Here is an 11,953-nt window from a genome sequence, read left to right as displayed (position 1 = left end):
CTGATGAAAGGGATAAATTACGTGACCGATGAGAAGGACAGGAAAGTGGCTGTTCAGATAGACCTGAAAAAACACGGGAAACTGTGGGAGGATTTTTATGACAACCTGGTAGCGGAGCAGAGGAGGGACGAGGAAAAAATACCGCTGGCCGAGGTGATCAGGACCTTGAAAGAAGAAGGCAGGCTGGATGAATCAATATGAGATAACCGTCACCAAGTCGGCTGCGAAGGAACTGTCCAAGTTGCCCAAACAGGTGAACAACAAACTCATCGAAGCCATATTGGCCCTGTCAGGGGACCCAAGGCCGGCCGGTGCCATAAAGCTTCGGGGAGGGTCTGAAAACTGGCGTATCAGGGTAGGTGATTATAGGGTGGTGTATGCCATTGACGATGAGGTACTGGTAGTGGATGTCAGAAAAGTAGGCCACAGAAAGGACATTTACGACTGATCAGCCACGCTGTTTCCCCATGAGGATAAATTCCCGAGATGACGTTTGTAGTAACGACAACGTCCACAGGTAAAACGGTGTTCGTCATCGCCATCCGTCAAAAAGCAAGTCCACGGGGCTATTTACCCGCCCGCCGGCCAACCGCACCTTAAACCGCCCCACTCCCTTGCTTTTTGCCCATACCCGCCGGATTGGGGGCTTTATCCAGTGCTGTCATTGGCTGGCAGATTACTCGATCAGGATTAGAGGGCTTAATACCTTGGAAGGCACCTGGGGGCAGATTAGGTAGAGCAGCTGGAACAGCCATAGGGGATGTTTTTGCTAATTATTTAAATGACCCCGGTGGTTATGATTCTGAACAGTTTTATCAGGATTTTGCTGTGGGCTTTATTGGAGACCTTGCAGGAGGTGGTTTAGGTGAGCTTACTTCCAAATACGGTTCCAAGGCGGTAGCCAAAGGACTAACCAAGTTGCCCGGTTTTAATGCAGCCCAAATACGTACTTCCCATATTGAATTTACAAGTGATCCCACGGAGCAAATTCAGCAGATCATAAATGCGAACGAAAAACTATGAATGTAAGTCAAGATGTCTTGAATGGGTTGTATGGTTCTGAAATCAAGTCAATTGATTTTGATTTCAGCAGGAATACAATCACTATTGATTTAAGAACTTCTGAAGGTGGAAAATCAAGGGATTTTAAGTTGGTTTTTAATGAAGTCTTAAAGTACAAAGTCAACAAGGACCGGGCAGATGAAGAGTGGGAGTTTATTAGCGTGGCGGAAATATTCCATTTACCGGAATTAGGGGTAGAATATTCAATTGAAGAAAGCGAAAAAGCAAATTATAATTATCTTTTTGACGGTGATGGGTTTGAAATATTCATCATGGCAGGCAGTCTAAATCTACAAGAATCATGAATTACCAGTAGCCTTTGGTATTCAGGGGCTTTTTCATTGCGCTCAATCTGTCAAAAAAGCAGTAATGCTGAATTTTTTGTAAAAGTTAGAGAGCCGCCACATTTTTTTGGAAGAAGTCCTTGAACTTCTTTTTGGTGAGCATGGTGTCGATGATCTTGAATACCGTGCTGCGGTCGTCCTCGTCGAGTTGGTTAATGAGTTTTATGCGCTCAAACTCCGGTTTATCCTCCAGGGTAACCTCCCCGGGCAGCTCCCCTTCATAGTTGAGTACCTGATCTAATCAAAAAGCCTGGATAGATGGAACTGAAAAAAGGTGGTAAGGCAACACAATTCCTTGGGTTGGAAATAAACTTAAATAACCCTATAATTTGTTACCTTTATGGTATGGGAAAACTAGACATAAAACAGGAGTTAAGGGCGCTGATTGAGAAGGAGAAAGACGTTCATGTTTTAGAGACGATAAAGACCTTACTGGTTAAGTCCAGCTTAAATCCGATCCTTAAAGAAAAACTCACCTCAAGGGCTTTAAAAGCCGAAGAAGATATCAGGGAAGGCAGGGTTTACACAAGGGAAGAGTTCGAGAAGAAGCTGGATAACAGGCTAGGTCTATGAGAATAATTTATACCGACCAGTCTTTTGAAAGCTTGGAGGAGTCCATACAGTTTTTATTAAAGGTCCAAAAGGTCCCTTTAGAAAAAGTATTGGAGATCAAAAACCAATTACTGGATAAGGCAGCCAGCCTGACCACCGATCCCCATGTAGGTCAATATGAAGAATATCTGGAGCACCTCGAAAAAAGCCATAGAAGATTAATAGATGGTAATTTTAAGATCATTTACCGGATAGAGGAAGATTGCATCTACATAACAGATTTTTTTGATACAAGGCAGGATCCGGAGAAGATGAAAGGATAGCAACTCCACCAGTAAAAGGGGAAATCTACCAAAACAGCACTTGGTACAAAGGCGATGTTCACAGGTAAAGCGGTGTTCGTCATCGTCATCCGGCCACGCAGCCAAACTGGGGGCTATCTTTTTTTCCGTTTTTTCTTTTAAGAATATGTTTTTTACAAGGGATCCCGCACACACCTCCTTTTTTTGCAACTGAAAACTATTCAACTGAAAGAAAAAACTATCTTTATAGGAGTCTGCAGGGGCGAAACGTTCTTAGTTTACCTGCCGTCAGGTACGGAAAAGTTATCGAAGGGGAGTTGGGGAGAATCTGAAAGGTCGTGCGGGTGCGTACCTTTATGGCTTCAACGGGAAGGAGGAGGACAGCAGCGGCGAATGGGGTTCCAAGAGCCATTACGACTACGGTTTCAGGATCTACAACCCCTCCATAGCGAAGTTTTTGAGTGTGGATCCGTTGGCAGCAGACTATCCCTGGTACACACCTTACCAGTTTGCGGGGAACAACCCAATAAGGTTTGTTGACCTGGATGGATTGGAGGAATACGACCCGTTTCCGGATGCATATTATAGAGATGCGCCAAAGATACCTATGACTGACGGTCCAAGATCAAATTTGAATGCTGATAAACATCCGAGGAGCGCAAGGTATTTTTGGCGCAGGATGATGGAAGATGCCCCTCATATGCTATGCGATGATAATAAGGCTAGTATTAGGGCTGGTCGGCATGTAGACATCAAAGTGGATGATAAATGGATCGAGTAAAATCCTACTACCCAAAAATTTAAAGGAGACCAGTTGGTCCATCACCATATAGACCAGGGGTAAGTGGCAGCAGCGGTTCCCAAAACACCCCACCAGAAAGTAACAAAGCTTTTTCATTCTCGGACAGGAGCCGATAGGCCAAAAGGGGGCGACAAGATTTTTGGCTTGCTAAATGTATATGGGCTTTATAAAGATTTATTCAGGAGGAGGAAAGCCGATTCAATATGATTCGTGTAGGCAATAAGGAATACCCCAACTGTTTATGGGATCTAGTGACTTCTTACAACGTGGAAAAGGTTAATATTTCTGATGTTAGGCTAGGGTTAAAAACAAGAGAGACACCTTCTTATTATTACGTAGGTATATTTGAAGACAATGACAGACTAGTGATTGAGAAAAACTCCGGATTGGTTAAGATTTTGGATTCAGAATCTGACGGGGAGTTGTTTCAATGTGCTGCCGATGCGGGTAGATTCTTGGAGGTGTTGCTGGTTCTTGCAGAATATTTTATTAGTTGTATGATTAATAAAGAACTGTATGAGGATCTCAACTACCGAGAAAAAGCGTTTAAAAGATGTGTTGATTTGGCACGAGGTGAACAGTTCTTGGATTTTTTTAAGTATGTTTTTATTATATAGTGTATTGTCTGCATCCTCGCCAGGCTTGTGGCGGGAAAAGATCCCAGAGTCGTCCGGGGCATTACCATTCCGGGACAAACTGCAGGAGTTCGTCCAGTTCTTTATCGGAGAGGGTTTCTTTGTCGGACTTGTCGTAGATGGAGAGCAGGTAAACGGTGTCATCGGCCACCAGAAAGTTGGTGACCACCCTGGCGCCGCCCGATTAGCCCCTGCCTTTGGACTTGATAGCCAGGCGGATTTTGTAGCAGCTTTTGCCAATGGCCGTGCCCCGATCCGGGTTTTCCTTCAGCTCCCGTACCAGGGCCAGCAGCTCCGGTTTTAGGGACGGGTATTTTTTGGTGAGCTTCTTGGCCTGCCGCTCAAAAACCTCAATGGACTTTACACTATAACTCATTGAGAAAATCTTCTGCGTCACGGGCCTGCTTTTTACCCGCCCGGATTAGCTTCATCTCTTCCACGGCCTCCCTGATCTCGCTCATGAGTTGGGCTTTGGCATCGGTAAGCTGTTTGGTTTTCACGTATGGCGGCCCTTTGAGCACTTCCAGCAAGTGCAGGGCTTTGTTGTCTTTTATGTCGAGTAGTACCTTCATGATCCAATTTTTATTGTGAATACGCCTGTTGTGTTTTGTAATCCCGAATAACCGAATCAATCACTGAGAAAAGATGTACCCTGAAATCGGGCTTCATGTTCTGAATTTCCTGCAATCGCTTCAGAGTTGTTTTATCAAAGGAGGCGTTAATGCCTTCCCCGACCAAATAGTCAAGAGAAACACCAAAAGCATCAGCTATCTTTTTGGCAGCATCAACAGAAGGAATGGCCAACCCCCTTTCGTATTTGCTGATCATCTCCCGGGACACCCCACTCTCATTGGCCAAATCAGATTGAGACCAGCCCTTTTCCTTCCTCAAATTCGATATGATAACAGTTATTTTATCCATAATCAGACTGTTTTGCGTCCTTAAATCATATATACTTGCAAGTATACGGGAATAAGGGGCGATAACAAAGCTGATAGTTCTTTAATATTTTGGGAATTACTTCTTTTTTTGCGTCCAATAGTTACATAAGAGATTTTTAGGAAAAATTGCGGATGGAAAAAACCAGACAAATAAAGCTGCGGCTGAAGTCCCGGCGACTGGCTGGAGCCCTGTGAAGATCGTTCCGGCATTAGTTGTAAACGGCAACTGGCTGGCCGGACATGGCTTTAAGGGAGGTGTCCGGATGGGGATCACAGTAATGCAAATCGAACTGTTCATAAAACCCCATCACTAATGGAGATCACTGAGATCAAGGAGCGGCCCACCCTCAAAGAGGTACTTGTATACCTATAGTAGATGGGAGAACTGGTGCAAGCATCACTCGGACATCATTGCCAATGGTAATACTAAGGATATTAAACCTTACTGTGATCAGCATGGCATCGCCAACCTCCTTTTTTTGTTGAATCGTCTGACTGTCGAACCGTTGAACCAAACAGTCAAGGTTATTTAGGGAAGCACAGCCATTCTTATATCTTATACCTTAAGTCTTAAAAGTGATTGCTTCGGCCTGGGACTAGTTGACGGCCTGTCGATGGATTCCGATTGTCTCCTACACCGTATCCCCATTGCCACGCAGCTCCAAGCCTCCCAATGACTGGGGCAAGGGGATCGCACTGTATTTTCGATGCTGGCGACGATGTAGGGTCGAATGTTTCCCGAGCCTCACATCTAACATCTTACGTCTTATATCTTACGTCTCACTATTTGTGCTGCTTTTTGATAAACTAAGGACTCGCAAACCCCGTGTTTCTTGTGTGCACTGTCTTAGAGCATACCTGAAATGGGCTGTACAAAAAAGTCGCTATTTTTATTTAGAATTAGTTTAAATAAATTGATTTTTTTTATCTTTGCATCGTTGGACCAACAGGAATGAGTCATCGATCAACTTATTAATCTTTCAACAAACCAATGAAATCGAACCTGCCTGCCGGTAGGCAGGGATTTTAACTAACCACTGAAAAACAATTATAGACACATGAAATCGAGCACGACGCAAGCGACACACAGAGGGACGACTGTAATTCGTGCGAGATTCCATCTGACCATTAAAAATCAATTATAGACAGATGAAAACCTTCTTTAACAACTATTATTCCCGTATTTCAGGTGTGGCATTGGCCGGCATGTTGTTGTTTTCCTGTGAGGACAACGGTGTGGATATCCGTCCTGACTTGCAGATCCCCGCTTCCTACGATGGGGCCAATTTCACGACTGCCACTACCGTGCAACGTGCCGTGCTTAATCAGCTTTCTGCCTTGACCGTAGAAATGCAGCGTGGAAGAATCGGTGAAGCCGTGACCCAAGAAACGCTTGAAGATCTTTTTAGTGGGGGGAATCCAAGTGTAGAGGCAGTAGCGACCCCTTATTACGCAGGTTTGATAACCGGAACAGGTGCTTGGCTGGATGAGTTGGCTAAGGCAAGCGGCGGCAGCGTCTATACTCCCGGAGTTCCTGTGGGTGAAGGAGGCACACTAGGCGGCTACCTTTTTGACGAGAATGGGCTTGAACTCGAGCAGATGGTCGAGAAAGGGCTTTTTGGGGCGGCCTTGTACCATCATGCCACCACCCTTCTTTCCGGAGATATGACTTCTGAGGAAGTGGATCAGGTGTTGGCGGTTTTTGGCGCTACACCGGCATTCTCCAACTCCAGCTCGAATAACGTGGCATCCGACGTGCGCGATCGGTTTATGGCCAATTATACCGCAAGAAGGGATAAGAACGATGGAAACGGTCTGTATTCTCAGATAAAGGCGGCCTTTTTAAAGCTTCAGGCAGCCACTGCGGCAGGTTCCGAATATCAGGCGGAAAAGTTGGAAGCCATAGATGATATCAAATTGATTTGGGAAAAAGCGAATGCCGCCACGATCATCAACTATTGTCATGCCACAATCAGCAGGCTAAGTGCGACCAACCCCACTTCGAGTGATATTGGCGCCGGGCTTCATGCTTATGGCGAAGCGGTGGGCTTTATACATGGGTGGAGGACGATTCCACAGGAACATAAGCGGATCACCGATGCGCAGATCGATGCCATCTTGGTACTGCTCAATGCGCCCTATAACGGAACACCCACTTCGTACAAATTTGTGACGGATGCGGTCAATGAATTGCCCAAGCTTTCGCAGGTAATGGATCAGTTACAGGCTATCTATCAATTTACGGACCAAGATATCATCGATTTTGAGAAGAACTGGGTGAACGAGCAGGGCCGGTGATTTGCCTAGGCTAGATTGAGTGATTAGGAAAACAATTCAATACTGAATAAAAATGACTAGACGAATTTATCCCAGTGTGTTGGTGGTCATGCTGGTCTTGATTGGGTTTGCGTCCTGTGAAGAAACGGAAGGGCCGGAGATCACTTCCTTTGACCGAGGGAGTATGCTTGAAAATTTCGCCCGCAATCTGGTAATTCCCGCGTATACGGATTTGCAGTCAAAGGTCGGCTCGCTGGAAAATAGTGCGGAAGCCTTTGTACAAAATCCAACCGAAAGCGCATTAGTTGACCTTCAGAATGCCTGGGAGGAAGCCTATACCTCTTGGCAATATGCGAACGCCTATAACTTTGGGCCTGCTGGTGCACAAGGTGTCAGGAGGGCTTTGGTAGAAGAGATAGGAACCTTTCCCGTATCTGCCGAAAAGATAGAAGATGCCATCGTGAATTCACCTAACTTTAACGACTTTAACCGGGATGCCCGTGGTTTTTTGGCCGTCGAATACTTGATTTTCGGCAGTGGAGCATCCACATCGGAAATCGTCGAGGATTTTGCGGCACAGGAAAGGGGGGCGTTTTTAACCGGGGCGGTTGCAGACATAGACCGACGGGTAACTGAAGTCCTCACTGCCTGGAATGACGGCTATGTTTCCGGATTTATCCAAAACAAAGGAACGGATGTGGGAAGCAGTACGTCCATGCTTTACAATGAATTCGTAAAGAGTTTTGAAGGCCTGAAGAACTTCAAATTGGGATTGCCCCTCGGGCTGCGTCCCGGGCAGACACAGGCCGAACCTGCTCTCGTGGAGGCATACTATTCCGGAAAATCGGTTGCCATGATAGCCGGGCATTTAAATGCAGTAGAGAATATTTGGTATGGAAGAACACGGCAAGGGCAAGCAGGTATCGGGTTTCGGGATTACCTGGAATCGGTAGTAGGTGGGCCGGCGCTTGTCACTGCCACCGAAAATCAGTTGGTAGAGGTTAGGGCCGCCTTATCCGCCATTCCAACAGACACGCCGCTTTCAGCGCAAATTCAAACCTCCCCCGAGGCGGCAGACAGGCTTCATACCGAATTGCAAAGGCATACCCGTTTCTTTAAAAGCGATATGTCTTCCTTATTGGGAATTTCCATCACCTTTAGCAGTGGGGATGGAGACTGATTGACGACAGGGTTTTCAGAAACGTCGACCGGTATGTAAGGTTTCTATTTATCCTTTATTTGTGAAAATCATTCCTTCCATTTCATTAAAAAACATCTCAATCAGGTTGAGGGAGCGCGTTACGGCGACTCCCTTTTCTGTCTTTAGGGCTGTTTTTGGCCTATTGATGGCATTTGGGGCCGTCCGGTTTATTTGGCTGGGGTGGATCGAGGACCATTATGTGGATCCTGTTTTTCATTTCAAGTACTACGGTTTTGGATGGGTAGTCCCGTTCTCGGCACCGGTGCTTTATGGGATCCATTATGTGATGATTCTCTCCGCTTTCGGCGTGATGCTGGGTACCAAATGGGTTTTTAGGCTGTCTGCGGTACTTTTATTTCTGACCTTTACCTACACCGAACTCATCGACCTGACCTATTATCTCAACCATTATTATTTCGTTAGCATCGTCTGTGCGCTGCTTTGCATCGTTCCCTCACCTCCGGCGATTTGGAATACCCACGCACGGATTCCCAGATGGGTAATCGTAATCTTCCAGGTCCAGATAGCCATTGTGTATGTATATGCCGGTTTGGCCAAGATCAATTATGATTGGCTGATAAACGCCCTACCTCTCAAGATCTGGCTTCCCGCCCATGACGATATTCCCATCATCGGTCCACTATTTACCTGGGCCATTACCCCGTATCTTTTTTCTTGGTTTGGGATGCTATATGACACGCTGATTGTTTTTTTTCTGCTTTACCGGCCCACCAGGATCTATGCCTATCTGACGGTTATAGTTTTCCACACCCTTACGGGGTTGCTGTTTCAAATTGGAATTTTTCCGCTTGTCATGATAGGGAGCACCCTGATTTTCTTTGATTTTGGAAGGAACTCAGACGGTATCTTGCCTGCGGCTGATCGCACCTCTCCGAGGGAGCGCATCGTATTGGCAGTATTGGTATTACACGTAGCCTTCCAGTTGCTCTTTCCCTGGAGATTTTTGCTGTACGATGGTAACCTGTTTTGGACGGAGCAGGGATATCGTTTTGGATGGCGTGTGATGCTGATGGAAAAGGCCGGTACGGCAACATTTTACGTAAAAGATAGCCAAACTGGCAGGGAAGGGATTGTGGACAATAGCGAATTCCTAAACCCCCATCAGGAAAAACAAATGGCCATGCAGCCCGACATGATCCTTCAGTTTGCCCATTTTCTCGGAGACCATTACGCCCAAAAGGGCGTGCATAAACCAGAGGTGCGTGCCGAAGTGTATGTGACCCTTAACGCACGACCGAGTCAATTACTGCTGGATCCGACCGTTGATCTGATGAAGGAGTCAGATTCCTTCAAAGCTAAAAAGTGGATTTTACCTTATAAAACGAATACGGAAGATGTTGTTTACCCATAGCATATACCTACAAGGTAGACATGCTGCTTGTTCCCTTATTACCTGGTTTGCGATTTCGCTTTGGCTAGGGGTGGCATGCGGTGCCCATGCACAGACCTTTACGCTCTCGGGGAGGGTCATTATTCAGGGTGAAGCTCCTTTGGAAACTCCAAAGGTAGCTTTGGTTGGTTCTGAGTTGGTGGCAGAGGTGAATGAAGCCGGTGACTTCCGCTTGAGAGGAGTACCTAGGGGAAGCCAAACGATTGCGGCATTTTGTCTTGGAAAGCAAACAGCCCAATTGACTTTGGAGGTTAATGGCGATAAGGCAGGGTTGGAACTTGTGATTGGGGATATTGAAAATCTCCTGGATGATATTCAAGTGGACGGTAAGGCGGGCGACAGTTTTTCTGTTTCCCGGTTGAGATCGGTGGAAAATTTCGGCATCTACGATGGTCGGAAGAGCGAGGTGGTTCTCTTAAAGGAAATGGTCGTCAATACCGCTACCAATAATGCCAGGCAAGTGTATTCAAGAATTACCGGGCTGAATATCTGGGAAAGTGACCAGACAGGGCTTCAATTGGGCATTGGGGGTAGGGGGCTAAGTCCTAACCGCACTTCAAATTTCAACGTGCGCCAGAATGGATACGATATTTCCGCGGATGCACTGGGCTATCCGGAGTCCTATTACACACCTCCGGTGGAAGCACTCGAAAAAATCGAGGTGGTTAGAGGGGCTGCTTCCCTACAATATGGAACCCAGTTTGGGGGTATGCTTAATTTCAGGTTTAGACGAGGTAGGGAAGATACCAAAATCAGCTTGGTCAGTAGGCAGTCAGCCGGGGCATGGGGCTATTTTGGATCATTCAATAGCTTGGAAGGGAAGGTGGGAAAGCTCCGTTATTACACCTTTTTTCAACACAAGCAGGGCAACGGATACCGGCCAAACTCCGGGTTTAGCGCCCAAAATGGGTACGTTTCCCTGGATTATTCTTTTAATGAAAAATTTTCGTCCAGCCTGGAGCTCACTAAAATGAAATACCTGACCCAACAGGCTGGCGGTCTTACAGATCGGCAGTTTCAGGAAGACCCCAGACGATCCTTTCGTGATCGGAATTGGTTTGAAGTAGATTGGAATCTCGGAGCGTTGACATTTACGTATAAATTCTCTGACAAAACCCAACTCAATACCCGAAATTTTGCCTTGTTGGCCTCACGGCAGTCCATCGGCAACCTAGAGCGCATCAATGTGGCCGATTTTGGAGAGGAGCGAACCTTGATTGCCGGAGACTTCCGAAATTTCGGAAATGAAACGAGGTTCCTACACTGGTACCAGTTGGGTGATGAAATCAATACCCTGTTGGTAGGTACAAGGGCCTATCTGGGAACCACCACCGCCCAACAAGGACTGGGAAGCAGGGGCAGTGACCCCGATTTTCGTTACCTCAATCCCGGTAACCTGGAAAATTCAGACTATATTTTCCCCAATCGGAATTATGCGGTCTTTGCGGAAAATATCTTCAATTTGAGTCCTAAACTAAGCCTTACCCCGGGACTGCGGGTTGAAAACATACAGACCTTTGCGGAGGGCTACTATAAGCAGTTTGTCTTCGACGGTGCCGGCAATACCATCGTCGAAAACCGCTTTGACGAAGAACTCGAACGAAAGCGTAGTTTCCTTCTTTTTGGGCTTGGTACCAGCTATCGGAAAAGTGAGTCGATGGAGTTTTACGGGAATTTTTCCCAAAACTACCGGGCCATCAACTTCTCAGATCTGAGAATCAACAATCCCAACTTACGCATAGATCCGAATATTGCGGATGAAACCGGATACACCGCTGATCTGGGCGTGAAGGGATTTAAAGGGGAAACTTTCAATTACGAAGTCACGCTCTTTTACCTGCGGTATTTTGGCAAAATTGGCCAGGTCCTCCGTACGGATTCTGTGCTGTTCAACGACTATCGGTACCGGACCAATATCGCAGATGCCCGCAATATCGGGATTGAAGCGTTTGGGGAGGTTTCGCTCATGGATCTGCTGCAGCGGAAGCAGGCAGATCTGAAATGGACTTTCTTTAGCAATCTTTCGATAATAGATGCGAGGTATATCCGAACCGATGATACGTCCATCCGAAACAAACAGGTAGAGATGGTGCCGCCCTTTACCGCAAAGCTTGGGACCACCCTTCGATACCGGTCGTTTTCTTTTTCGGGGCAGTATTCCTACGTGGCCGAACATTTCTCAGATGCATCAAATGCCATTCTCACAGCTACAGCGGTGGAGGGGTTGATCCCTTCCTACGCTGTGACGGATATTACGGCCATGTACCAGTGGAAGTCTTTTTCACTGGAGGCAAGTATCAACAACCTGTTCAATGAACGGTACTTTACCCGACGGGCGGATGCCTACCCCGGCCCTGGAATCATCCCGGCAGATGGTAGGGGGTTTTATACCACCCTGCAATTTACGTTTTAAAGGCCTGCGTTCG

General features: G+C 46.5%; 17 protein-coding genes. 13 read left to right on the top strand and 4 right to left on the bottom strand.

The features are described from left to right. The first annotated feature begins 3 nt into the window (after positions 1-3). The 9 genes from IAQ59_RS02190 (at position 4) to IAQ59_RS02150 (ending at position 3,679) form a co-directional block, all read left to right on the top strand. Positions 4-201, top strand: a complete 198-nt coding sequence (locus IAQ59_RS02190) for a hypothetical protein (protein WP_245189382.1) — start codon at positions 4-6, stop codon at positions 199-201. Further along, positions 188-448, top strand: a complete 261-nt coding sequence (locus IAQ59_RS02185; RefSeq protein WP_209329145.1) for a type II toxin-antitoxin system RelE family toxin — start codon at positions 188-190, stop codon at positions 446-448. Before IAQ59_RS02190 ends, IAQ59_RS02185 begins: the two co-directional genes overlap by 14 nt. Before the next feature lie 173 nt (positions 449-621). Next, positions 622-1,023 carry a hypothetical protein gene (locus IAQ59_RS02180; RefSeq protein WP_209329144.1) on the top strand — a complete coding sequence of 134 codons (402 nt, stop codon included), beginning with the start codon at positions 622-624 and terminating at the stop codon, positions 1,021-1,023. Next, the gene (locus tag IAQ59_RS02175) at positions 1,020-1,367 is read left to right on the top strand and encodes a YxiG family protein (protein ID WP_209329143.1); all 348 of its coding nucleotides are present in this window, start codon (positions 1,020-1,022) and stop codon (positions 1,365-1,367) included. The genes IAQ59_RS02180 and IAQ59_RS02175 overlap by 4 nt, the downstream gene beginning before the upstream one ends. Positions 1,368-1,473: 106 nt before the next feature. Next, positions 1,474-1,647 (top strand): hypothetical protein, encoded by a 174-nt coding sequence (locus IAQ59_RS02170; RefSeq protein ID WP_209329142.1) that lies wholly within the window; start codon positions 1,474-1,476, stop codon positions 1,645-1,647. A 17-nt stretch (positions 1,648-1,664) separates the two neighbouring features. Beyond that, positions 1,665-1,979 (top strand): hypothetical protein, encoded by a 315-nt coding sequence (locus tag IAQ59_RS02165; protein WP_245189381.1) that lies wholly within the window; start codon positions 1,665-1,667, stop codon positions 1,977-1,979. Further along, entirely contained in the window at positions 1,976-2,281 is a 306-nt protein-coding gene (locus IAQ59_RS02160; RefSeq protein ID WP_209329141.1) for a type II toxin-antitoxin system RelE/ParE family toxin, read from the top strand. Before IAQ59_RS02165 ends, IAQ59_RS02160 begins: the two co-directional genes overlap by 4 nt. A gap of 307 nt (positions 2,282-2,588) precedes the next feature. After that, a complete protein-coding gene (locus IAQ59_RS02155) occupies positions 2,589-3,041 on the top strand; it encodes an RHS repeat domain-containing protein (protein ID WP_245189412.1) in 453 nt (150 codons plus the stop codon). Between the two features lie 224 nt (positions 3,042-3,265). Beyond that, positions 3,266-3,679: a hypothetical protein gene (locus IAQ59_RS02150; protein ID WP_209329139.1), complete on the top strand. Its 414-nt coding sequence runs from the start codon at positions 3,266-3,268 to the stop codon at positions 3,677-3,679. Between the two features lie 61 nt (positions 3,680-3,740). On the opposite strand, the gene IAQ59_RS22600 is transcribed toward IAQ59_RS02150, so the two are convergent. From IAQ59_RS22600 to IAQ59_RS02135, 4 genes are read right to left on the bottom strand one after another with little or no spacing between them, the layout of a single operon-like run. After that, entirely contained in the window at positions 3,741-3,866 is a 126-nt protein-coding gene (locus tag IAQ59_RS22600) for a hypothetical protein (RefSeq protein ID WP_342450676.1), read from the bottom strand. Between the two features lie 15 nt (positions 3,867-3,881). After that, positions 3,882-4,073, bottom strand: a complete 192-nt coding sequence (locus IAQ59_RS22595; RefSeq protein WP_342450675.1) for a hypothetical protein — start codon at positions 4,071-4,073, stop codon at positions 3,882-3,884. After that, positions 4,063-4,269 carry a hypothetical protein gene (locus IAQ59_RS02140; RefSeq protein WP_209329138.1) on the bottom strand — a complete coding sequence of 69 codons (207 nt, stop codon included), beginning with the start codon at positions 4,267-4,269 and terminating at the stop codon, positions 4,063-4,065. The genes IAQ59_RS22595 and IAQ59_RS02140 overlap by 11 nt, the downstream gene beginning before the upstream one ends. Positions 4,270-4,279: 10 nt before the next feature. Continuing rightward, positions 4,280-4,618 carry a helix-turn-helix domain-containing protein gene (locus tag IAQ59_RS02135; RefSeq protein ID WP_209329137.1) on the bottom strand — a complete coding sequence of 113 codons (339 nt, stop codon included), beginning with the start codon at positions 4,616-4,618 and terminating at the stop codon, positions 4,280-4,282. A 1,169-nt stretch (positions 4,619-5,787) separates the two neighbouring features. Between IAQ59_RS02135 and IAQ59_RS02130 the strand changes: the two genes are divergently transcribed. The 4 genes from IAQ59_RS02130 (at position 5,788) to IAQ59_RS02115 (ending at position 11,940) form a co-directional block, all read left to right on the top strand. Further along, a complete protein-coding gene (locus tag IAQ59_RS02130) occupies positions 5,788-6,936 on the top strand; it encodes a hypothetical protein (RefSeq protein ID WP_209329136.1) in 1,149 nt (382 codons plus the stop codon). Positions 6,937-6,988: 52 nt separating this feature from the next. Beyond that, positions 6,989-8,095 carry an imelysin family protein gene (locus IAQ59_RS02125; RefSeq protein WP_209329135.1) on the top strand — a complete coding sequence of 369 codons (1,107 nt, stop codon included), beginning with the start codon at positions 6,989-6,991 and terminating at the stop codon, positions 8,093-8,095. Between the two features lie 61 nt (positions 8,096-8,156). Continuing rightward, positions 8,157-9,488, top strand: coding sequence for an HTTM domain-containing protein (locus IAQ59_RS02120; RefSeq protein ID WP_342450674.1), 1,332 nt, complete (start codon positions 8,157-8,159; stop codon positions 9,486-9,488). Next, the gene (locus IAQ59_RS02115; RefSeq protein WP_209329134.1) at positions 9,472-11,940 is read left to right on the top strand and encodes a TonB-dependent receptor; all 2,469 of its coding nucleotides are present in this window, start codon (positions 9,472-9,474) and stop codon (positions 11,938-11,940) included. Before IAQ59_RS02120 ends, IAQ59_RS02115 begins: the two co-directional genes overlap by 17 nt. Positions 11,941-11,953: the final 13 nt, after the last annotated feature.

This window comes from Lunatimonas salinarum (assembly GCF_017811155.1).
Taxonomy (GTDB): domain Bacteria; phylum Bacteroidota; class Bacteroidia; order Cytophagales; family Cyclobacteriaceae; genus Lunatimonas; species Lunatimonas salinarum.
Note: the sequence above shows the minus strand (reverse complement) of the source record. Positions and strands in the feature narration are given on the sequence as shown.